General features: G+C 67.5%; 17 protein-coding genes. 5 read left to right on the top strand and 12 right to left on the bottom strand.

Annotated features, from left to right (window positions below; all coding sequences use genetic code 11):
• Positions 1–6: 6 nt before the first annotated feature.
• The 3 genes from GOALK_RS18915 to GOALK_RS18925 all read right to left on the bottom strand — a co-directional run bounded on the left by GOALK_RS18915 (position 7) and on the right by GOALK_RS18925 (position 2,560).
• A complete protein-coding gene (locus GOALK_RS18915) occupies positions 7–1,191 on the bottom strand; it encodes an SPFH domain-containing protein (protein WP_006360439.1) in 1,185 nt (394 codons plus the stop codon).
• A 44-nt stretch (positions 1,192–1,235) separates the two neighbouring features.
• Positions 1,236–1,664: an NfeD family protein gene (locus GOALK_RS18920; RefSeq protein WP_006360440.1), complete on the bottom strand. Its 429-nt coding sequence runs from the start codon at positions 1,662–1,664 to the stop codon at positions 1,236–1,238.
• A 68-nt stretch (positions 1,665–1,732) separates the two neighbouring features.
• Positions 1,733–2,560: a DUF3097 domain-containing protein gene (locus tag GOALK_RS18925; protein WP_006360441.1), complete on the bottom strand. Its 828-nt coding sequence runs from the start codon at positions 2,558–2,560 to the stop codon at positions 1,733–1,735.
• A 119-nt stretch (positions 2,561–2,679) separates the two neighbouring features.
• On the opposite strand from GOALK_RS18925, the gene GOALK_RS18930 reads away from it, so the two are divergent.
• On the top strand, positions 2,680–3,510 hold the full coding sequence (locus tag GOALK_RS18930) for an Rv1486c family protein (RefSeq protein ID WP_006360442.1): 831 nt from the start codon (positions 2,680–2,682) through the stop codon (positions 3,508–3,510).
• Positions 3,511–3,533: 23 nt separating this feature from the next.
• On the opposite strand, the gene GOALK_RS18935 is transcribed toward GOALK_RS18930, so the two are convergent.
• From GOALK_RS18935 to GOALK_RS18975, 9 genes are all read right to left on the bottom strand, one after another.
• Positions 3,534–4,187 carry a hypothetical protein gene (locus GOALK_RS18935; RefSeq protein WP_006360443.1) on the bottom strand — a complete coding sequence of 218 codons (654 nt, stop codon included), beginning with the start codon at positions 4,185–4,187 and terminating at the stop codon, positions 3,534–3,536.
• 379 nt (positions 4,188–4,566) lie between these two features.
• Positions 4,567–5,658 carry a ferrochelatase gene (locus GOALK_RS18940; RefSeq protein ID WP_006360444.1) on the bottom strand — a complete coding sequence of 364 codons (1,092 nt, stop codon included), beginning with the start codon at positions 5,656–5,658 and terminating at the stop codon, positions 4,567–4,569.
• 17 nt (positions 5,659–5,675) lie between these two features.
• Positions 5,676–6,515 carry an NADH-dependent enoyl-ACP reductase InhA gene (gene inhA, locus GOALK_RS18945; protein ID WP_006360445.1) on the bottom strand — a complete coding sequence of 280 codons (840 nt, stop codon included), beginning with the start codon at positions 6,513–6,515 and terminating at the stop codon, positions 5,676–5,678.
• A gap of 70 nt (positions 6,516–6,585) precedes the next feature.
• On the bottom strand, positions 6,586–7,320 hold the full coding sequence (gene fabG1, locus GOALK_RS18950) for a 3-oxoacyl-ACP reductase FabG1 (protein WP_005194943.1): 735 nt from the start codon (positions 7,318–7,320) through the stop codon (positions 6,586–6,588).
• Between the two features lie 85 nt (positions 7,321–7,405).
• Positions 7,406–8,374 carry a VWA domain-containing protein gene (locus tag GOALK_RS18955; RefSeq protein WP_006360446.1) on the bottom strand — a complete coding sequence of 323 codons (969 nt, stop codon included), beginning with the start codon at positions 8,372–8,374 and terminating at the stop codon, positions 7,406–7,408.
• 3 nt (positions 8,375–8,377) lie between these two features.
• Positions 8,378–9,316 carry a DUF58 domain-containing protein gene (locus GOALK_RS18960; RefSeq protein ID WP_006360447.1) on the bottom strand — a complete coding sequence of 313 codons (939 nt, stop codon included), beginning with the start codon at positions 9,314–9,316 and terminating at the stop codon, positions 8,378–8,380.
• The gene (locus GOALK_RS18965) at positions 9,306–10,511 is read right to left on the bottom strand and encodes an AAA family ATPase (protein ID WP_006360448.1); all 1,206 of its coding nucleotides are present in this window, start codon (positions 10,509–10,511) and stop codon (positions 9,306–9,308) included. Before GOALK_RS18965 ends, GOALK_RS18960 begins: the two co-directional genes overlap by 11 nt.
• Before the next feature lie 142 nt (positions 10,512–10,653).
• The gene (locus tag GOALK_RS18970; protein WP_127963010.1) at positions 10,654–12,186 is read right to left on the bottom strand and encodes an NlpC/P60 family protein; all 1,533 of its coding nucleotides are present in this window, start codon (positions 12,184–12,186) and stop codon (positions 10,654–10,656) included.
• Between the two features lie 369 nt (positions 12,187–12,555).
• The gene (locus tag GOALK_RS18975) at positions 12,556–13,185 is read right to left on the bottom strand and encodes an Rv1476 family membrane protein (protein WP_006360450.1); all 630 of its coding nucleotides are present in this window, start codon (positions 13,183–13,185) and stop codon (positions 12,556–12,558) included.
• Between the two features lie 298 nt (positions 13,186–13,483).
• On the opposite strand from GOALK_RS18975, the gene GOALK_RS18980 reads away from it, so the two are divergent.
• From GOALK_RS18980 to GOALK_RS18995, 4 genes are all read left to right on the top strand, one after another.
• Positions 13,484–16,285 carry an aconitate hydratase gene (locus tag GOALK_RS18980; RefSeq protein ID WP_040004350.1) on the top strand — a complete coding sequence of 934 codons (2,802 nt, stop codon included), beginning with the start codon at positions 13,484–13,486 and terminating at the stop codon, positions 16,283–16,285.
• A gap of 15 nt (positions 16,286–16,300) precedes the next feature.
• A complete protein-coding gene (locus GOALK_RS18985) occupies positions 16,301–16,867 on the top strand; it encodes a TetR/AcrR family transcriptional regulator (RefSeq protein ID WP_006360452.1) in 567 nt (188 codons plus the stop codon).
• 106 nt (positions 16,868–16,973) lie between these two features.
• Positions 16,974–18,587 (top strand): GMC oxidoreductase, encoded by a 1,614-nt coding sequence (locus GOALK_RS18990; protein WP_006360453.1) that lies wholly within the window; start codon positions 16,974–16,976, stop codon positions 18,585–18,587.
• A gap of 135 nt (positions 18,588–18,722) precedes the next feature.
• A complete protein-coding gene (locus GOALK_RS18995) occupies positions 18,723–20,267 on the top strand; it encodes an AMP-binding protein (RefSeq protein WP_006360454.1) in 1,545 nt (514 codons plus the stop codon).
• Positions 20,268–20,358 lie beyond the last annotated feature (91 nt).

Here is a 20,358-nt window from a genome sequence, read left to right on the forward strand (position 1 = left end):
GCCGGTCTAACCCGGGGTGGTTCCGGTCTCCTCGATCGCGGCGCCGAGCGACGCATGACGTGACGACCGGCCCACACCGGTGCCGATCTCGGGGGCGACGGGTTTGCGGGCCACCGCCTCGGCCTCGGCAACGGCCTGCGCGACCTTGGGATCGGATGCCAGCGAGAACCAGTCCTCGGTCTCCGACTCGTCGACCTGTGAGGGCGGCGAGTCGGTCGGCTCGTACCGGAACACCCCGTCGTCGCCCTGGATGCCGAAGGACTTCGCGAAACCCTGGAGCGCCGAACCGAAATCGGAGGGCACCACCCAGACCTTGCTGCCCTCCCCCTTCGCCATCTCCGGCAACTGCTGGAGGTATTGGTAGGCAAGGAGTTCCGGGGTCGGCTTGGCCGCCTTGATCGCCGCGAAGGTCTTCTCGATGGCCTTCGCCTCGCCCTGCGCGTTCAGGTAGGCCGCCGCACGATCACCCTGGGCACGCAGGATGCGCGACTGCCGCTCCGCCTCGGCGGCGAGGATCGCGGCCTGCTTGGCACCCTCGGCGGCGAGGATCTGCGACTGCTTGTTGCCCTCGGCGGTCTTGATCGCCGACTCACGCTGACCTTCTGCGGCCAGGATCGTCGCGCGCTTCTCGCGATCGGCCTTCATCTGCTTCTCCATCGACTCCTGGATCGACGGCGGAGGCATGATCGACTTGAGTTCGACGCGGGCGACACGCAGGCCCCAACGGCCGGTCGCCTCGTCGAGCACTCCGCGCAGCTGCCCGTTGATGGAGTCGCGAGAGGTCAGGGTCTCTTCGAGGGTCATACCGCCGACCACGTTGCGCAGGGTGGTGATGGTGAGCTGCTCGACGCCGGCGATGTAGTTGTCGATCTCGTAGACGGCCGACCGCGGATTGGTCACCTGGAAGTAGACGACAGTGTCGATGGACAGGGTGAGGTTGTCCTCGGTGATCACCGGTTGCGGCGGGAAGGACACGACCCGTTCACGGATGTCGACCCGCGCGCGAATCCGGTCGATGAACGGCAGCAGCAGCGTCAACTGCCCTGACACGGTGCGCGTGTAGCGGCCGAGACGTTCGATCACCGCGGCCTCCGCCTGCGGGATCAGGGCCACCGATTTGACCAGTACCACCGCCACGAGCAGGACCAGCAGTACCACCACCACCAGGCCGAAGATCTGGAAATCGTCCACAATTCACCTTTCTCGCGAACCGTCGAGCAGGTCGGGTCGAGCTATCAGACGTCCCACACCACCGCGGTCGCACCGTCGATCTCGACGACGGTCACATGGGTTCCGGGTTCGAGCACCTGTGCGGGATCGACCGACCGCGCCGACCAGATGTCACCGCCGATCTTCACGCGGCCGTCGTCGCCGTCGACCGTCTCGGTGACGACCGCCGGCTGCCCCTCCAGGGCCTCGGTGTTCATCAGTACAGAGGGGCGATTGAGCATGTGGCGCTTGGCAACCGGGCGCACCGCGACGAGCAGCAGCATCGACACCGCGGCGAACACCAGGCCGTCCACCCAGAGGGGCGGCTCCCACACGAAATCCACACCGGCCGCGGCCAAGGCACCACCGGCCAACATGAGCAGCACCAGTTCGCCACCGAACATCTCCGCGACCACCAGGACGATCGCGGCCGCCAACCACAGCAGGGCGCTCATGTGTCCAGTCTGCCAGAGATGTCCGAGCAGCCTCGGCGCGTTCGATGCGCGAGCGCGCGGATCCGACGCTAACCGGCCTCTTCGGCCGCGGTGACGAAGTCGATCAGTTCCTCCACCGATCGCAGGAGTGGCACTTCGAGGTCGCGGAAGCTGCTGACCCCGCCCAGCACCCGGCGCCAGCCGTCCCGCGGGTCGCCCCAGCCGAGCTCGGCACACACCCCGGTCTTCCAGTCGGTGCCGCGCGGGATCGTCGGCCAGGCCCGGATCTTGACCGAGGCGGGCTTCACCGCCTCCCAGACGTCGATGTAGGGATGCCCGCACACCAGCACGTGCTCGCCGACCTCTGCGGTGAGGTGGGCCTCTTTCGAACCGGCCACGAGATGGTCGACGAGAACGCCCGCGCGACGATGCGGCGCGGGCTGGAACTCGGCGAGCGCCTCGTCGAGGTTGTCGAGACCGTCGAGGCTCACCACGACCACGCCCTCGGCCCGCAGGTCGTCGCCCCACACCCGTTCGAGCAGGGTCGCGTCGTGCACACCCTCCACGAAGATCCGGCTGGCCCGCGCGGTGCGAGCCCGGGTACGGGGCGCGGCGCGGGAACCCGACGCCGTCATGGCGGGCTTCTGGGGTCCACGTGTGCGCGGCCGGACGAGGGTCACTGTCCGGCCGTCGATCAGGAAGGCGCCGGGGTTCATCAGGAACACGCGGGTCCGGCCGTGCCGGTCCTCGAGGCGGACGAGGTCACCGGCGTAGCTCTTCTCCAGGCCGACGACGGCACCACAGAAACCGGTCGCGGCGTCTTCCACGACGAGATCGCGTTCGGCCGCGACCTCCACCGGACGCGGCTTGGCCCGGCGTGGCTGAGACAGCACATCGCGCCCGTACCGGTCATCCATCGCGCTCCACCTCTTCGGTCCCTGGACATCTGCGCCCAACACCGTAAGCGCCCGGACTCCCGGCGGCGGGTTGCCACGCCCGGCGACCGGTCGGGGCCCGGCGGTATCCTGGCTCCTTGATGAATCGCAGCGACATCCTCCCCTCCACCGTCGCGTGGCCGACCTGCGCCCTGGGCGCGTGGGCAGCGGCGTGGCTCACCGGGCGCTGCTCCCCCGACGACGTGATCGAGGCGCTCGCCGAATCCGCCGACCGGCATGAGGTGCCGGCCGAACAGCCCACGACCCCAACGGGATCGGGGAACGGCGTACTGGACCTGCTGGGGTTGCTGAAACCGGCCCGACGCCTGGCGGTGCGCCTGCCGTCGACCGGCGATCCGCAGGGTCTGCCCCCGAACCCCGCGACGTCGAGGGCCCTCACTGCCGGCGAGGTTCTCCTGGTCGACGATTCGGACACGGCGGGCACCCTCGCACTCGTCCCCGAGTTCTCCACCCTCGGTGTCGATCCCCCGTACGTGACCTGCCGGTGGACCACCTTCCGGTATGCCGACCGGCTCGACCTCGACCATCTGGTGTCATCCGGCCCGTCCGCGGGTGACCTGGAATACGACCTGCGCCAGGCGGTCCGCGATGCGGCGTCGATCATCGGGGGTCTCGGTGGACGCCGGTCCGTCGATGCGGGTGATCTGCGCAAGGAGCTCGCGGCCCTCACCGCCCGGCATCGCGTCGCACTGCCCCCGCACGCACTCGACGCCCGCTCCACGCGGCTCATCGACACCGCCGCCCAGGTGGAGGCCATCGTCGATCTCGCGGGGACCCGTCGGGTCGAGATCGGCGACACTGCGGGACAATGGGATTCGGGTGATTCCGCCCTACGCGGTCTGCAGACCCTCACCCGGACCGCACGTGCGGCCGCGGTGAATTCCACAATCGGTGAACTGCTCCGCCGCTGATTCACGTGCGACGCGGGAACGCGTCAGGCCGGACCGGACTCCGTCCGGCGTCGTGGTGGCCGGTCGGAGACGAGGCCGTACATCGTGATGCCGTTCCAGTCCTCGACTGCGAACTCGTTGGCACCCCAGACCTCGGTGTAGTAGCGACGCAGAGTCTCCGAACCCGTCCATGCGTAGTACGGACGCGATGCCGCCGTACAGAACCGTTCGATCTCGCGCATCATGCCGATCGTGGCCCGGCCGCCGCGTTCGGATTGCGCCACGACCCCGATCCGGAGGTTGACCGCGTCGTCCGCCGGAGGCGCGAGCTTCGAACTGGTCAACAGCTCAGCGATGCGTTCGCGCACCCCGGGGACGGTCGCGACCGCGGCGAAGTCGGCCGGCGTCAGCGGCGGCTTGCCGTCGACGGCTAGATCGGCGTCGTGCGGCTGGAACACCAGCAATCCGACGAGACGTACGCCGCGCCGGGCACCGACGACGCATTTCGCGTTCAGCAATGGTCGCACGAGGATTTCCGCCAACCATTTCCGCAGAGAGCGGTCGGCCATGTGTTCCCCGAGCAGCCACGAGTACAACGGAATCTCGTCGAGACCGTCTGCGAGCAGCTCGATGACCGGGTCGAGATCGTCGCCGGTGAGTGTGACCGTTTCGATCGATTCGTACTGTTCATCAGTCATCGCAGCTCGCATCAGCTCGCATTCCCCGGTGCGACATGCCGGAAACGACGCAGAAAAACACGGGTGGGCCGCGCCATCGACTCGGCCCACCCGAGAAGACTTCTCACACGGTCGGCGTTTCTTCCTCGAGCGAGCCGGTGATCAGGGTGTCCAGGATCGGTCCGAGAATCTCGCCGTCCAATTCGATTGGTCCATCTGCCATTGCAGATTTCTCTCTCTGGTAATCGCTGCCCGGGGGGAGGCAGCGTATCCACAGAATGTCATCTGTCGAACAACGGAGCCATATATGACGACTCCTGTTATCCGATTGTTATCATCGCGAATGATTCAACGAACTCATCGAAACGATCGTTAACAATGGGCTTGAGATCAGCTGTCTCTACGTGCCGTCAGATGCGTGGGCCGACGGCCGCGACGGCCGTGCGGCGGGCACACAGCAACGGTCTCGACACACCCGACCGTTGTCGCCGCAGCCCATCGCAGCGAGATCGCCGACGCCGCCGACGTAGTTCTCCACGATTTCGCCGATCATCTCGACGAAGCGCAGATCAGTGCCGACGGTGTCGGCCCGCACGTAGTCCATCCCGAGTCGCTGCGCCGTCTCGGCTGCCTCGTTGTCGAGGTCCCAGATCACCTCGAGGTGATCGGAGATGAATCCGACGGGATAGACCACAACCCGGCGAACACCCTGCGCCGCAAGTTCTTCCAGATGATCGCAGATGTCCGGTTCGAGCCACGGGATCTGCGGGGGGCCCGACCGCGACTGCCAGACCTGGTCGAAGTCGTCGACGCCGAGTGCGTCGGCAACGGCCTGCGACGCGGCCATCACCTGGCGCGAGTAGAGACCACCGCCCTCGGCAGCCGGTCCGGACGCGGCGTCGGCCGAGCTCGGGACGGAGTGCGCGGTGAACACCAGCCGCACCGGGTCCTCGGACTCGCCGAGCTTCTCGATGGCGCGACGGACGGCGTCGGCTCCGGCCGCGGTGAATGCCGGATGCGACCAGTACTGCGGCAGTTTGCGGAGCACCACGGCACCCTCGGGCGTCGTGGACCCGGGCTCACGATCGGCGAGTGCCTTGAGGGACCGGTCGATGTCCTCGTGGTACTGACGGCACCCCGAGTAGCCACCCCAGGCGGATGTCGGGAAGACCAGGATGCGACGATGCCCGGCCCGGTACATCTCGGCCAGGGTGTCCTCGGCCAGGGGGTGCCAGTTGCGATTGCCGAAGTACACCGGCAGATCGAGACCGCGGCGTGCCAGATCGGCGCGGAGGCCGTCGATCATGTCCAGGTTCAACCCGTTGATCGGCGACACCCCGCCGAAGTGCAGATAGTGTTCCGCCACCGATTCCAGGCGTTCGCGCGGGATACCCCGGCCCCGGGTCACGTTCTCCAGGAAGGGCATGACCTCGTCGGGGCCCTCGGGACCACCGAAGGACAGGAACAGGACGGAATCGAAGGCGGTCTCCACGGCGTCTCTCCCCGGGCTCACGACCCGGAGGTCATGCCCTCCGGGAACCAGGTGTTGTGGCTGGCGCCGCCGTCGACGTAGACGATGGAACCGGTGGTGCCGGGCAGCCAGTCGCTCAGCAGCGCACAGACCGACTTGGCGACCACGGTCGGGTCGTCGACGTCCCAGCCGATGGGCGACGCGCCGTCCCAGTACTCGTTGAGCATGTTGAGCTGCTTGGCGTCATCGGTCGCGGTGCCGGCGATGGCCTTGGCCGCGAGGGTCTTGATGGGTCCGGCGGCGACCAGGTTGGAGCGGATGTTCTTGGCGTTGCCCACTTCTCGCGCCACGTACCGGTTCACCGACTCGAGGGCGGCCTTGGCCACGCCCATCCAGTTGTAGTACGGCATGGCGGTGCGCGGGTCGAAGTCCATACCCACGATGGAGCCGCCCTCGTTCATGACCGGCAGCACGGCGCGGGCCAGCGACGCGTAGCTCCAGGCCGAGATCTCGAACGCCTTGGCGGCGTCGGGGCCGGGACCCTCGAGGAACGGCTTGGCCTCCGGGCCCATCAGGGTGCGCGGCGCGAACGCGATCGAGTGCATCACACCGTCGATGCCCTGCGGGGCGATCTCGCGGATCTTGTCGGCGAGCGACTCGAGGTCTTCCTCGTTGGTGACGTCGAGCCCGATGGCCGGCGGCACCTCTTTCGGCAGGCGCTTGGCGATGCGGTCGATCAGCCGCAGCCGCTCCGGGATGCCGGTGATGATCACCGTCGCGCCCTGCTCCTGCGCCATGGCGGCCGCGTGGAAGGCGATCGACGCATCGGTGATGATGCCCGTGATGAGGACGGTCTTCCCGTCCAGGATTCCGCTCACGAAGATGTGCTCCTGAGATCGACGTTGATTGAGATGTGGTGTGGCCGTCGGCCGGTGGTGACCCGGAGGATCAGTGGCCCATGCCCATGCCGCCGTCGACCGGGATGACCGCGCCGGAGATGTAGCCGCCCTCGTCGGAGGCGAGGAAGCTGATCGCGGCGGCGACGTCCTCCGGCTTGCCGGTACGACCCAGCGGAATGGCCTGCTTGGCCATCTCGATGTAGCGATCCTCCATGGCGGCGGTCATGTCGGTCTCGATGAAGCCCGGCGCGACGACGTTGGAGGTGATGTTGCGCGATCCGATCTCACGGGCGATAGAGCGCGCCATGCCGATGAGACCGGCCTTGGACGCCGCGTAGTTGACCTGGCCGGGGATGCCCGACATCGCGACGACCGAGCCGAGGAAGATCATGCGGCCCCACTTGGCGCGCTGCATCCCCTTGGTGGCGCGCTTCGCGCAGCGGAAGGCGCCGGTGAGGTTGGCGTCGAGGACCTTCTCGAAGGATTCCTCGGACAGACGCATGAGCAGCATGTTGTCGGTGATGCCCGCGTTGGCCACCAGGATCTCCACCGGGCCCTGATGGGCCTCGACCTCGGCGAAGGCCGCGTCGACCGACTCCGAGTCGGTGACGTCGCACTTCACGCCGAACAGTCCCTCGGGGGCACCGGAGCCGCGATGGGTGACCGCGACCTTGTGGCCGTCGGCGGCCAGGCGCTGGGCCACGGCGAGGCCGATCCCGCGATTGCCGCCGGTCACCAGGACCGAACGGGAAGGGTTCTGCGCTTCGTTGCTGGATGCCGTCATGGGTGTCTAACCTATCCGTTCTGTTTGGGTCGGCGTCGCGGTGGTCGTCGGACGTGGCTGCCGGTGGCCCGGGCCCGGGGTCGGGTCAGGGCAGCCTGCGGTTGATCGCGAGGGCTGCAAACGCCGAGACCAGCGCGAACAACGTACCCGCGATCAGCCACGGCTTCGAGTTGTCCCCGCGTCGTGTCTCGTAGCCGATCTCGTTCTGCAGTTTCTCGTAGACCTTGTTGAGCTCGTCGAGGCTCGCCGCGGTGAAGAAGTCTCCGCCGGAGAGGTTCGCGATCTTGCGCAGCGAATCGTCGTCGACGGGGACCGGCACGCGATCACCCTCGAGTTCGACGGTGCCCGTCCGGGTGCCGAAGGAGATCGTGGAGACCGGGATCTTCTCTTCCTTGGCCTTCCGTGCCGCGGTGAAGGCGCCGCGCGGGTCGTCGGGATCGTCGGGCACGGTCTCCTTGCCGTCCGACAGGAGCACGACCCGCGCCGGCGGGGCCGCCTCTCCGCCGCCGAGAACGGCGTTGAGTGTGCTGATCTGCTGCAACGCTGCGAAGATGCCCTCGCCGGTCGCCGTCTTGTCGTCGAGTCTCAGCTTGTCGACGGCGACCTTGGTCGCGTTGTGGTCCGGGGTCGGCGAGACCAGACTCGCCGCGGTGCCCGCGAAGGAGATCAGGCCGAGGTTGATGCCCTCGGTCAGCTCGTCGGCGAACTTCTTCGCCGCCTCTTGCGCGGCTTTGATGCGTGACGGCGAGACGTCGGTCGCGTTCATCGACCGGGACACGTCCATCACGAGGATCACCGTCGCCTTGTTGCGCGGGACCTTGCGGTCGGCCTGCGGTCCGGACAGAGCCACCGTCAACAGGATCAGCGAGATGATCAGCAGCGCGATCGGCACGTGGCGCAGCCGGTTGCGGTCGGCGGGAGCGACGGACTTCAGGAGATCGAGGTTCGCGAAGGTCAGCGCCCGCTGCCTGCGGCGACGCAACATGTACACGTACGCAGCACCGAGTAGGGCCACGACGAGCAGCAGCAACAACCAGAAGGGGCTGGACAGCATGGGCTACCCCACCCCGGCGGCGAGGCCGCGTCGTCGCTGGGCGATGAACTTGACGGTGTCGGTGATCCACTCGCGGTCGGTGCGGAGTGACAGCGTCGCTCCTCCGCAACTGCGCAGCGTCCGGTGCACGCGCTGCTGATGGGCGCGGGCGGCGGCGGCGAAGTCGCGTTGCAGGTCCTCGGTGACGGTCACGTCGTGGATCTCCCCCGACTCGGCGTCGGCCAGGGTGACCTCGCCGATCGCCGGCAGCTCGAGGTCGCGCGGGTCCAGCACCTCGACCCCCAGCAGCTCGTGGTGGGCGCCGATGGCACGCAGCGAGCGTTCCCAGTCGATCGGCCCGAGGAAGTCGCTGATCACGACCGCGAGACCGCGGCGCCGCTGCGGACGGCGCAGCGCCTCGATACCGGCCTTGAGATCGCCGCGGACGCCGGGCGCACTGCGGTGCGTCGTCGCGATCGCCTTGAGGAGGTTCTGGGCGTGGGCGCGTCCGGCTCGCGCGGGCACCCGGACGACGTCGTCGCCGGTCACCACGAGCGCCCCGTGCCGGTTGCCGCCGCCGGTGGTGAGGTGCACGATCGCCGCGGCCGCGGCCACTGCGAGGTCGCGCTTGGTACACCCGACGGTGCCGAAGTCGAGGCTCGCCGACGCGTCGACGACGAGCCACGTCTCGAGCTCGCGGTCGGCGATCATCTGGCGCACATGCGGCTGGGTGGTGCGGGCGGTGACCGACCACTCCATCCGACGGACGTCGTCGCCCGGCTGGTAGGTACGCGCCTCCCCCGGTTCCGAACCCGGGCCGGGGATGAGTCCGAGGTGCTCGCCCTGCAGCACGCCGTCGAGCTTGCGACGAACGGTGAGCTCCAACATCTTCAGAGCCGCGGTGAGCTGGGGCTCCTCGAGCAGCCCGGCACCGAGGCTCGGCAGGTCGCGATTAGCCGCCATACCGCGCATTCGGGTTCACGGGACCGGAACCCTGCGGAACCTGCTGTCCGGCATAGCCGTTGGCGCCCTGTGGGGCCGGTTGGGACGCACCGGCCCGGGGCGCGCCGGCCTGCCCCTGGCCCTGAGGTGCCGCCGGGTACGACGACTGCACCGGCTGCGCACCGACCTGCGGTAGTCCCACGGTCTGCAGCACCCGGGTGATCACCTGATCGGCGTCGATCTCGTCGGCCAGGGCGTCGTAGGACAACACCAGGCGGTGGCGGAGGACATCAGGCATGATCTCGACGATGTCCTGCGGGATGACGTAGTCCCGTCCACGGACCAGCGCGAGCGCACGAGCCGCGGCCACGATGCCGAGCGTCGCACGCGGCGAGGCACCGTAGGACAGCCACGACGCGACGTCGGAGAGACCGAGCTCGGCCGGACGGCGCGTCGCGTTGATGACGCGGACGACGTAGTCGACGAGCGCGTGGTGGACGAAGACGTTCGCGGCGGTCTTCTGCAGACGCAGCATCGCCGCGGGGTCGAGGACCTGCGAGGCCGTCGGCGGAACGTTGCCCATCCGGTAGACGATCTCCCGCTCTTCCTCGACCGACGGGTAGTCGACGAGCACCTTGAACAGGAAGCGGTCGCGCTGCGCTTCGGGCAGCGGGTAGACACCTTCGTTCTCGATGGGGTTCTGCGTCGCCATCACGAGGAACGGGTCGGGCATCGCGTAGGTCTTGCCGCCGATCGACACGTGCCGCTCGGCCATGACCTCCAGGAGCGCGGACTGCACCTTGGCGGGCGCGCGGTTGATCTCGTCGGCGAGGAGGAAGTTCGCGACGACCGGACCGAGTTCGGTGTCGAACTCCTCACGGCCCTGGCGGTAGATACGCGTACCGATGAGGTCGGTGGGCACCAGGTCGGGGGTGAACTGCACACGGGAGAAAGAACCGCCGACGACCTTGGCGAAGGTCTCCACCGCGAGCGTCTTCGCGACACCCGGGACACCTTCGAGGAGGATGTGGCCACGGGCGAGCAGGCCCACGAGAATCCGCTCGACGAGCTGGTCCTGACCGACGATGACGCGCTTGACCTCGTAGATGGCCCGCTCGAGCAGTGCGACGTCGGCGTCGCTCAGCACCGACGAGTCGGCGCCTGCCGCGGCCGGGTCCCCCGTGGCCGCCTTGTCGAGGGAGTGCGATTCGGTCAACCCGTGCTCCTGTTCGTCTGAACTCTGCTGCTCACTGGTGTGGCCACGTCGGGGCCGAAGACACCCCCGTGTGCTTGTGCCAGCCTAGCCGTGCGAACTGAAAAGGCGCCAAGAAGATGCGCGGCCCGTCGTTCGGACGTTCTCAGAGCAGCCGGACCACGTTGGGCATCGCACCGTTGGTGCGCAGGGGCGACACCTTGACGACGGAGCCGGACTGCGGGGCCTCGACCATCTTGTTGTCACCGAGGTAGAGCGCGACGTGCTGGCTCGCGTTCGGGCCGTAGAAGATCATGTCGCCGCGACGCATCTGCGAGAGCGGGAAGTGCGGTCCCGAGGTGTACTGGTAGCCCGTGTAGTGCGGCAGTTCGATGCCGACACCGGCGAAGGCGTAGATCATCAGACCCGAGCAGTCGAAGCCGACCTTGCGGTAGTCGCCGTAGCTGTCGGCGACGCCGCCGTCGCGGATGCCCTGCGTCGGACCGTTGACGTCGCCTCCACCCCATGCATAGGTGACGCCCAGCTGCGACAGTGCACGGTTGACGACGATCTCGACCGCCTGTGGGCCGCGCAGACCCGGCCGCACCATGCCGCCGGAGCCGCCACCGCCGCCGGAGCCGCCGAACAGGGAGCCGAGGCTTCCCGAACCCAGGCGGGAACTCAGGCTGTCGTTGCCGCTGCTGCCGGTGAGGTCCATGCCTCCGAGGCCGAGCTCGTTGAGGAGTTCGGACTGCGGGAGCCGCTGCTCGCCGATGATCGTCGAGAGCATCTGCGAACCCATGTCGAGGCCCATGCCGAGAGCCGCGGAACCCACGTCGACGGCGATCCGGGCGGCGGCACGCGCCGCGATCGCGAGCAGTTCGTTGTCGGATACGTTGGTCGTCGGCAGGTCCGGGAGGGTCGGGGCCGCCGGGAAGATGTTCTTCAGCAGGTCACGGGTCGACGGTCCGGCGGCCTGCTTCTTGGGCACGTATCCGCGGATCGAGTCGATCTTCTTCTGCACGCGATCACGCTTGGCGACCAGCGAGGACTTGCGCTCCTGCTGGTCGGCGATGGCGGTCTTGGCCTCGGTGACCGCGCTCAGTGCGTCACGCTTGCGCTGATCGGCGCTCTTGGCGGCGAACGCCGCCTGCCGCCGGGTCGCCTCGACCGCGGCGAGGCGGTTGGCCTTCTGGTTGCGGGCGACCTGGAGACGACGGATGGTCTCCTGCTGCTTCTTGCCGACCTGGTCGAGAAGCTTCATCCGGTCGAGGACCGCCTGGGGGTCCGGGGACGCGACGTAGTTCGACATCGAACCCTGCTCCGGGCCCTGCTGATACGCGAGTCGGACGAAGTTGTCGAAGGCCTTCTGCGCCTCGGTGACGGCCTGGCCGGCGCGGTCGAGCTCGGTGCGCGCGCCGCGGGCGGCGACGGTCGCCAGCCGCCGCTGGGCGAGCGAGTTCTGGAAGTCGACGATCGCGCGGTTGACGTTCTCCTGCCGGACCGCGAGTGCCTCGTCGAGGTCGGCGATGTCCTGGTTCACCGAGGCGATCTCGTTGATCAGTCCGCTCACCGGCGACTCGGGCGCCTTCTTCGGGGTCGCGACGGCATGACCGGCGCCGACCGCACAGATGAGAACGGCAGCCATGGCCGCCGTGACGCGCGCCGGCCAGGACGCACCTGTTCTAAGTCGCCTCACCTGAACTCCTCGCGGTTCCTTCCGAAGACCTGTCCGATCCCCGGATGTCGATCGAACGGCCGCTGTGGGCCGCCCCGACCTCACCCTGCACATTCGTCGCATCCGCCCCTGCAGGAAACACAGGTCACACATGCGACATCAGAACCGTACGTCACATCAACCACACGAGAAAACCGGAAGTTATGAATTACAAAGAGGTGATTACCTGGGAAAATGCTGTGAACTGCAGATAGTTCACCACCATGGCCCAGGTCTCGAATTCGCAACAAACCGGTAGACGAACCGGATCGGGCGCCACACGACGACGACGGCGCCGCCGGACCGCGGGAAGCGGTCGTCAGCGACGCCGGGGAACGACCAGATGAGAGGTCAGGTGGAGGCCGACGAGTCGGCCGGGGTCGCGTCGCGAGGGGCGTCCGCGTCGTCGGACGACGCGGTACCCGCCCCGGTGGGGGTCACGGGACCGAGCGCACCGGTCACGGCCGCCGCGCGGGCGCGCCGCGTGCGGAATCGCGCACCGACCGCACCGAGGACGACGACGAGGATGAGGAGCAGACCGACGACGGTCCAATCGATGTGCGAATCGGTCATCGAGTCGACCATCTGCCGGGCCGCCCCGGGCGGGTCGGTCAGGGTCAGGTTCTGCGTCGCCTGCTCCTGGATGACGCGGCTGAACTCCGGCGAGGAACTGCCCACCGAGTTCGGTCCGAGGACGATGACGGTGCCGCCGACCTGCTCCTGGAGTTGATTGGCGATGTCGCGGTAGAGGCTGAACCGAGGCTGGACCTGGTCGACGACCACGAAGCTGAAGTCCTGGCCCTTGCTCTTGGCGTACTCGATGACCTCGAGCATCGCCGGGACCTGCTCAGGGGTGGCGCCGGCGACCCCGTCGTCGGCGATGTCGCGCGACAGTTGCGCCATGTCGACGCCGACGAGCCCGGTGAGTTCGGTGTTCTCCGCGGGTGCGGCCAGCACCATCATCGTCGGCTCGGGACCCATCTGTCCTCACCCCTGTCTGTCGGTAACACCCCGCGGCGAGCAAAGCGGACGCTCGCCGGACTTCGACCTGCACGGTACGACACAATGGTCTCGTCCGGGTATTCGCCCACAGCGTGAGTCGTCGACGGCGTGTCGTCGACACCCCGCTTGGACAGTACGCTCGTACTGTTAGACTGGACGATGTTGTCGCGGGTCGCCTCGCGGACATCCGATGGCACCGGTGCAGCCCGCCGGGTTCAGAAATTCATCGAGCATTGCCGACGCAGCCCGTCGGTACACGAGGAGAGTGGATTTAGACGTGAGTATCAATTCCTTCGGCGCCCGCGGCACGCTGGACGTCGGCGACAACAGCTACGAGATCTACCGCCTGAACGCCGTCAAGGGCGCCGAGAAACTCCCCTACGCCCTCAAGGTGCTGACCGAGAACCTCCTCCGTACCGAGGACGGCGCCAACATCACCAAGGAACACATCGAGGCCCTGGCGAACTGGGATCCGAGTGCCGAACCGAGCATCGAGATCCAGTTCACGCCGGCCCGCGTGATCATGCAGGACTTCACCGGCGTGCCCTGCATCGTGGACCTCACCACGATGCGCGACGCCGTCAAGGAGCTCGGCGGTGACCCGGACAAGGTCAACCCGCTCGCGCCCGCCGAGATGGTCATCGACCACTCCGTGATCATCGAGGCCTTCGGCAACGCCCAGGCCTTCGAGCGCAACGTCGAGATCGAGTACCAGCGCAACGAGGAGCGCTACAAGTTCCTCCGCTGGGGCCAGGGCGCCTTCGACGACTTCCGCGTCGTTCCGCCGGGCACCGGCATCGTCCACCAGGTCAACATCGAGCACCTCGCGCGTTCGATCATGGTCCGTGACGGCGTCGCCTACCCCGACACCTGCATCGGCACCGACTCGCACACCACGATGGAGAACGGTCTCGGCGTCCTGGGCTGGGGCGTCGGCGGTATCGAGGCCGAGGCCGCGATGCTCGGCCAGCCGGTCTCGATGCTCATCCCCCGCGTGGTCGGCTTCAAGCTGACCGGTTCCACCAAGCCCGGCGTGACCGCGACCGACGTGGTCCTCACCATCACCGAGATGCTCCGCAAGCACGGTGTGGTCGGCAAGTTCGTCGAGTTCTACGGCAACGGCGTCGCCGAGGTGCCGCTGGCCAACCGCGCCACCATCGGCAACATGAGCCCCGAGTTCGGTTCGACCTGTGCGATGTTCCCCATCGACGAAGAGACCGTGAAGTACCTGCGGCTCACCGGCCGCAGCGAGGAGACGCTCGCCCTCGTGGAGGCCTACGCCAAAGAACAGGGCATGTGGCTGGAGAAGGACGCCGAGGAGGCCGTGTACTCGGAGTACCTCGAGCTCGATCTCGCCGAAGTCGTCCCGTCGATCGCCGGTCCCAAGCGCCCGCAGGACCGCATCGAACTGTGGGACGCCAAGAACGCCTTCCGCAAGGACATCCACAACTACGTCGAGAACGGCAACAGCCCGGCTCACACCAAGCTCGACGAGGCCGTCGAGGAGACCTTCCCGGCCTCCGACCCGGCCACGCTGACCTTCGCCGACGATGACGCGGAGCCCCTGCACTCGGCCGCCAACGGCGCCGAGGGCCGCCCGACCAACCCGGTGCGCGTGGACTCCGAAGAGCGCGGCTCGATGATCCTCGACCACGGCATCGTGACCATCGCGTCGATCACCAGCTGCACCAACACCTCCAACCCGTCGGTCATGCTCGGCGCCGCGCTGCTCGCCAAGAAGGCGGTCGAGAAGGGCCTGACCTCCAAGCCGTGGGTCAAGACCTCGATGGCTCCCGGTTCGCAGGTCGTCACCGGCTACTACGAGAAGGCCGGTCTGTGGCCCTACCTGGAGAAGCTCGGCTTCTACCTGGTCGGCTACGGCTGCACCACCTGCATCGGCAACTCGGGTCCGCTGCCCGAGGAGATCTCGAAGGCGATCAACGACAACGACCTGACCGCCACCGCGGTGCTCTCGGGCAACCGTAACTTCGAGGGTCGCATCAACCCCGACGTGAAGATGAACTACCTGGCGTCGCCGCCGCTGGTCATCGCCTACGCCCTCGCCGGCACGATGGACTTCGACTTCGAGAACGACCCGCTGGGCAAGGACACCGACGGCAACGACGTCTTCCTCAAGGACATCTGGCCGACCAACGAGGAGATCGAGGCGACCATCGCCTCGTCGATCTCGCCGGAGCAGTACGCCGCCGACTACGCCGACGTCTTCAAGGGCGACGAGCGCTGGCAGAACCTGCCCACCCCGTCGGGCAAGACCTTCGAGTGGGACGAGAAGTCCACCTACGTGCGGAAGCCTCCGTACTTCGAGGGCATGCAGCTCGAGCCGTCGCCCGTCTCCGACATCAAGGGCGCTCGCGTCCTCGCAAAGCTCGGCGACTCGGTGACCACCGACCACATCTCCCCCGCGTCGACGATCAAGCCCGGCACCCCCGCCGCGCAGTACCTCGACGCCAACGGTGTGGCTCGCAAGGACTACAACTCGCTGGGCGCCCGTCGTGGCAACCACGAGGTGATGATCCGCTCGACCTTCGGCAACATCCGCCTGCAGAACCAGCTGCTCGACGGTGTGTCCGGTGGTTACACCCGCGACTTCACCCAGGAGGGTGCACCGCAGTCGTTCATCTACGACGCCGCGCAGAACTACGCCGAGCAGAACATCCCGCTCGTCGTCCTCGGCGGCAAGGAGTACGGCACCGGTTCGTCGCGCGACTGGGCGGCCAAGGGCACCAGCCTGCTGGGCGTCAAGGCGGTCATCACCGAGAGCTTCGAGCGCATCCACCGCTCGAACCTGATCGGTATGGGCGTCATCCCGCTGCAGTTCCCCGAGGGTGAGTCGCACAAGTCGCTGGGCCTCGACGGCACGGAGACCTTCGACATCGCCGGTATCGAGGAACTCAACGAGGGCAAGACCCCGAAGACCGTGCACGTCACCGCCACCAAGGAGGACGGCTCGAAGGTGGAGTTCGATGCGAAGGTCCGCATCGACACCCCCGGCGAAGCCGATTACTACCGCAACGGAGGCATCCTGCAGTACGTGCTGCGGAACATGATCAACGGCTGACAAGGAGCACGCGACGTGCCCAAGGTCAGTGATGACCGCCTTGCCGCGCGTCGTCGGGAGATTCTCGACGGCGCGCGGCATTGCTTCGCGGAGTACGGATACGACGGTGCGACCGTCAAGAGGATCGAGGAGTCCACGGGCCTGTCCCGTGGCGCGATCTTCCACCACTACCGGGACAAGGAGGCGCTCTTCCTCGCGCTCGCGCATGAGGACGCCGAGCGGATGGCGGATGTCGCCGCCGAAGAGGGTCTGGTGCAGGTCATGCGTGACATGCTCACGCGGCCGGAGGATTTCGACTGGCTCGGCACCCGCCTCGAGATCGCGCGAAAGTTGCGTACCGACAACAGCTTCCGGGCTGAGTGGATGGCCCGGTCGGCCGAACTCGAACAAGCCACCCTCAGGCGTCTCGAACGAGGCCGCCAGGCCGGGCGCCTCCGCGACGACGTCCCCACCGACGTCCTGTTGAAGTACCTCGACCTCGTTCTCGACGGACTGATCACCCGACTGGCGTCGGGTCAGCCCACCGACGACCTGCACGCGGTCCTCGACCTCGTCGAGGAATCGGTGCGGGCCAAGGACTGACCCACCTGCAAGCCTGCTCGAAGGGTAGGTTCGGGTGAGCCATCCCACATCACGAAAGCCCGGTAAGGCGTTCCTTACCTAACTCATCTCACGCTAGGGTTCCAGCGTGAACTTGGACATATCCAGCATTTCCGTCTCACGCCGGACCGTTCTCGGCACAGCCGCCGGCGCCGGCGCACTCGCCGCGCTGGGTAGCGCCACCTCGGCACCTGCGCACGCCGCGCCGGGTCGTACGGCGATCGTCATCGGCACGGGCTTCGGCGGGTCGGTCGCAGCGCTGCGGCTGGGAGAGGCCGGTTTCACGACGACAGTGTTCGAACGTGGCCGCCGCTGGCCGATCCGCCCCGACGGCGACACCTTCGCCGCCTTCTCCAGCCCCGACAAACGCGCCGCCTGGTTCGGCAACAGAGCCGGCGCGAACAGCGCCACGGCCATCCCCGTCGAGCCCTATCCGGGCGTGCTGGACCACGTGGTCGGCAACGGCATCGAGGCGGTCTACGGGGCCGGCGTCGGCGGCGGTTCGCTGGTTTTCGGATCCTTCACCCCGGTCCCCCGGCGTCAGGACTTCGAGCACATCTTCCCGGCCGCGGCGAACTACTCCGAGCTCCTCTCGACCTACTATCCGCGCGCCAAGAGGACCCTCGGCGTCTCACCGATGCCGGCCGACATCCTCAGGCACCCCAACTATGTCGGGCCCAGGTCCTGGCTGAAGGTGATCGCGCGTTACGGCGCCACCCCGCACTTCTTCGATTTCGCGATCGACTGGGACATCGTGCGCGCCGAGATGGCGGGCCGTAAACGCCCGTCGGTCATCGTCGGCGAGTTGAGCTACGGCGTGAACAGCGGCGCCAAGAAGTCGACCGACCGGACCTACCTCGCCGCCGCCGAGCGGACGGGCAACGTCACCATCAAGCCGATGCACGAGGTCTTCGACATCCGACCGCGCGCACGCCGGGCGGGATTCGTCGTCACCGTCCGGGTCCGCGACGAGCAGGGTCGCACCATCCGGACGGTAACCGCCGAAGCCGATCACCTCTTCATGGCGGCGGGTTCGTTCCACACCACCCGCATGCTCGTCGAGGCCCGGGCGAGAGGCACTCTGCCCCGGCTCTCCCCCCGTATCGGCGACGGGTTCGGGACCAATGGCGACTTCCTGATGATCCGCACCAACCCGTCCGACGATTTCGGACTGGTCCAGGGCGGACCGGGGTACGCGCGAATCTACGAGGACCGTCTCACCGAGACGCCGATGTCGATGGTCTATCAGGCCACTCCGCTTCCGGCGCCCCTGGGCAAGGCCGGGACCACCCACCTCGTACAGACCCACACCGACGAACGCGGCACGGTCGACTTCGACCACGCGAGCCGGACGGCGAAGCTGAACTATCCGTTTCCGGAGGGACGCAACAAGGTCGACCGCCAGGCGGCCGCCTTCGTCGGGAAGTTCCACCAGCGCACCGAGGCACGCCACGGCCGTCCCGCGAACGGCGTCCCGATCTACACCCGCGCCGTCGGATTCGGTTCGGCGGGTACGTACCACGGGCTCGGTGGCGTCGTGATGGGAGACGCGGCATCGATGGACGGGGCGGTCCGCGGTTACGGCAACCTCTACGTCGTCGACGGCTCGTTCGTACCGGGTGCCGTGGGCCTGGTGAACCCGGCGCTGACGATCACGGCACTCGCCGAACGCACGATGGATCGGTTCCTGGCGAACCACTGAGCACAACTCGGGTCGTCCTCACAAGGCAGTGAGATCGGCCGGGAGGCCTAGGGTACTGTGACACACAACACCCCGAACGATCGTTAGATAACGGACGTTCGGGGTGAACGTTCCCTTCGTCTGAGGAGTGCACCCTTGTTCCCTGGAGTCTTCGCCAAGTCCACTCCGGACAAGCCCGCCGTCATCCGTGCCGCCACCGGCGAACAGCTGACCTACCGTCAGCTCGACGAGAACTCGACGCGGCTCGCCAACTACCTGGAGTCGCTGGGTCTCGAGCGCGGCGACACCATTGCGGTGGTGTCCGCCAACGATCTCCATGTCTTCGAGGTGTACTGGGCGGCACTGCGCAGCGGCCTGTACGTGACCGCGGTCAACAGCCACCTCACCGCGGCCGAGACCAACTACATCCTCGACGACTGCAACGCCCAGGTGCTGTTCGCCGGCGCCTCGGTCGCCGACGCCGTCTCGCGGTCGGGCGAGGTCGAGGCCCTCACCGGCACCGGCCGTCGTCTCGTGTGGGGCGGTGACCTCGAGGGCTTCGACAGCTACGACAAGGTCCTGGCCAACGCGTCCGCGGAACCTCGCGCCGATCAGCCGCGCGGTACCGACATGCTCTACTCCTCGGGCACCACCGGCCGCCCCAAGGGCATCAAGACCCCGATGCCCGACGGCCAGGTGGATCAGGTCCCCGACATGTACACAGCCATCTTCGCGCCGATGTACGGGTTCGACGACTCGTCGGTGTATCTGTCCCCCGCTCCCCTATATCACGCTGCGCCGCTGCGTTATTGCGGCATGACCAACTCGGTCGGCGGCACGGTGGTCATGCTCGACCGCTTCGAGCCGGAGGCCGCACTCGCGGCGATCCAGAACCACAAGGTGACCCACAGCCAGTGGGTACCCACCATGTTCATCCGCATGCTGAAGCTCCCCGAGGAGGTCCGCAACTCATACGACGTCAGCAGCCTCAAGATCGCCGTCCACGCCGCGGCGCCCTGCCCGGTCGAGGTGAAGAAGGCGATGATCGAGTGGTGGGGTCCAGTCATCCACGAGTACTACGCGTCCACCGAGGCCGCCGGCGCCACCTTCATCGGGCCGCAGGAGGCCCTCGACCACCCGGGTTCGGTCGGCAAGCCGCTGCTCGGCGTGGTCCACATCTGCGACGAGGACGGCAAGGAACTCCCGGTCGGCGAGGTCGGACAGGTCTTCTTCGAACGCGAGGACGTCGCCTTCCGGTACCACAACGATCCGGAGAAGACCCGCAAGGCCCAGCACCCGGAACACGAGAACTGGTCCACCACAGGCGATGTGGGCTACGTCGACGACGAGGGCTACCTGTACCTCACCGATCGCAAGGCCTTCATGATCATCTCCGGCGGCGTGAACATCTACCCGCAGGAGGCCGAGAACGTCCTCATCAACCATCCGGCGGTCTTCGACGTCGCGGTGATCGGTGTTCCCGACCCGGATCTCGGTGAGGTCGTCAAGGCGTGTGTCCAGCTCGCCGATGGTCGTGAGCCCTCCGACGAACTGGCCGATGAGCTCATCGCGTTCACCAAGGACAGCATCGCCGCCTACAAGGCACCGCGGTCGGTGGACTTCGTCGACGAGCTGCCGCGCACACCGACCGGCAAGCTGGTCAAGGGCGAACTGCGCAAGAAGTACTGGCCCGCAGGCTAGTTCACGATCCCTCAGGGAGCTGCCGCGCCACCGCTCCCTGAGGTGCGAGCGGAGCGAGCCACGAAGGGTCTGGCGACGTCGTCTCACCAGG

This window comes from Gordonia alkanivorans NBRC 16433, assembly GCF_000225505.1.
Classification (GTDB): domain Bacteria; phylum Actinomycetota; class Actinomycetes; order Mycobacteriales; family Mycobacteriaceae; genus Gordonia; species Gordonia alkanivorans.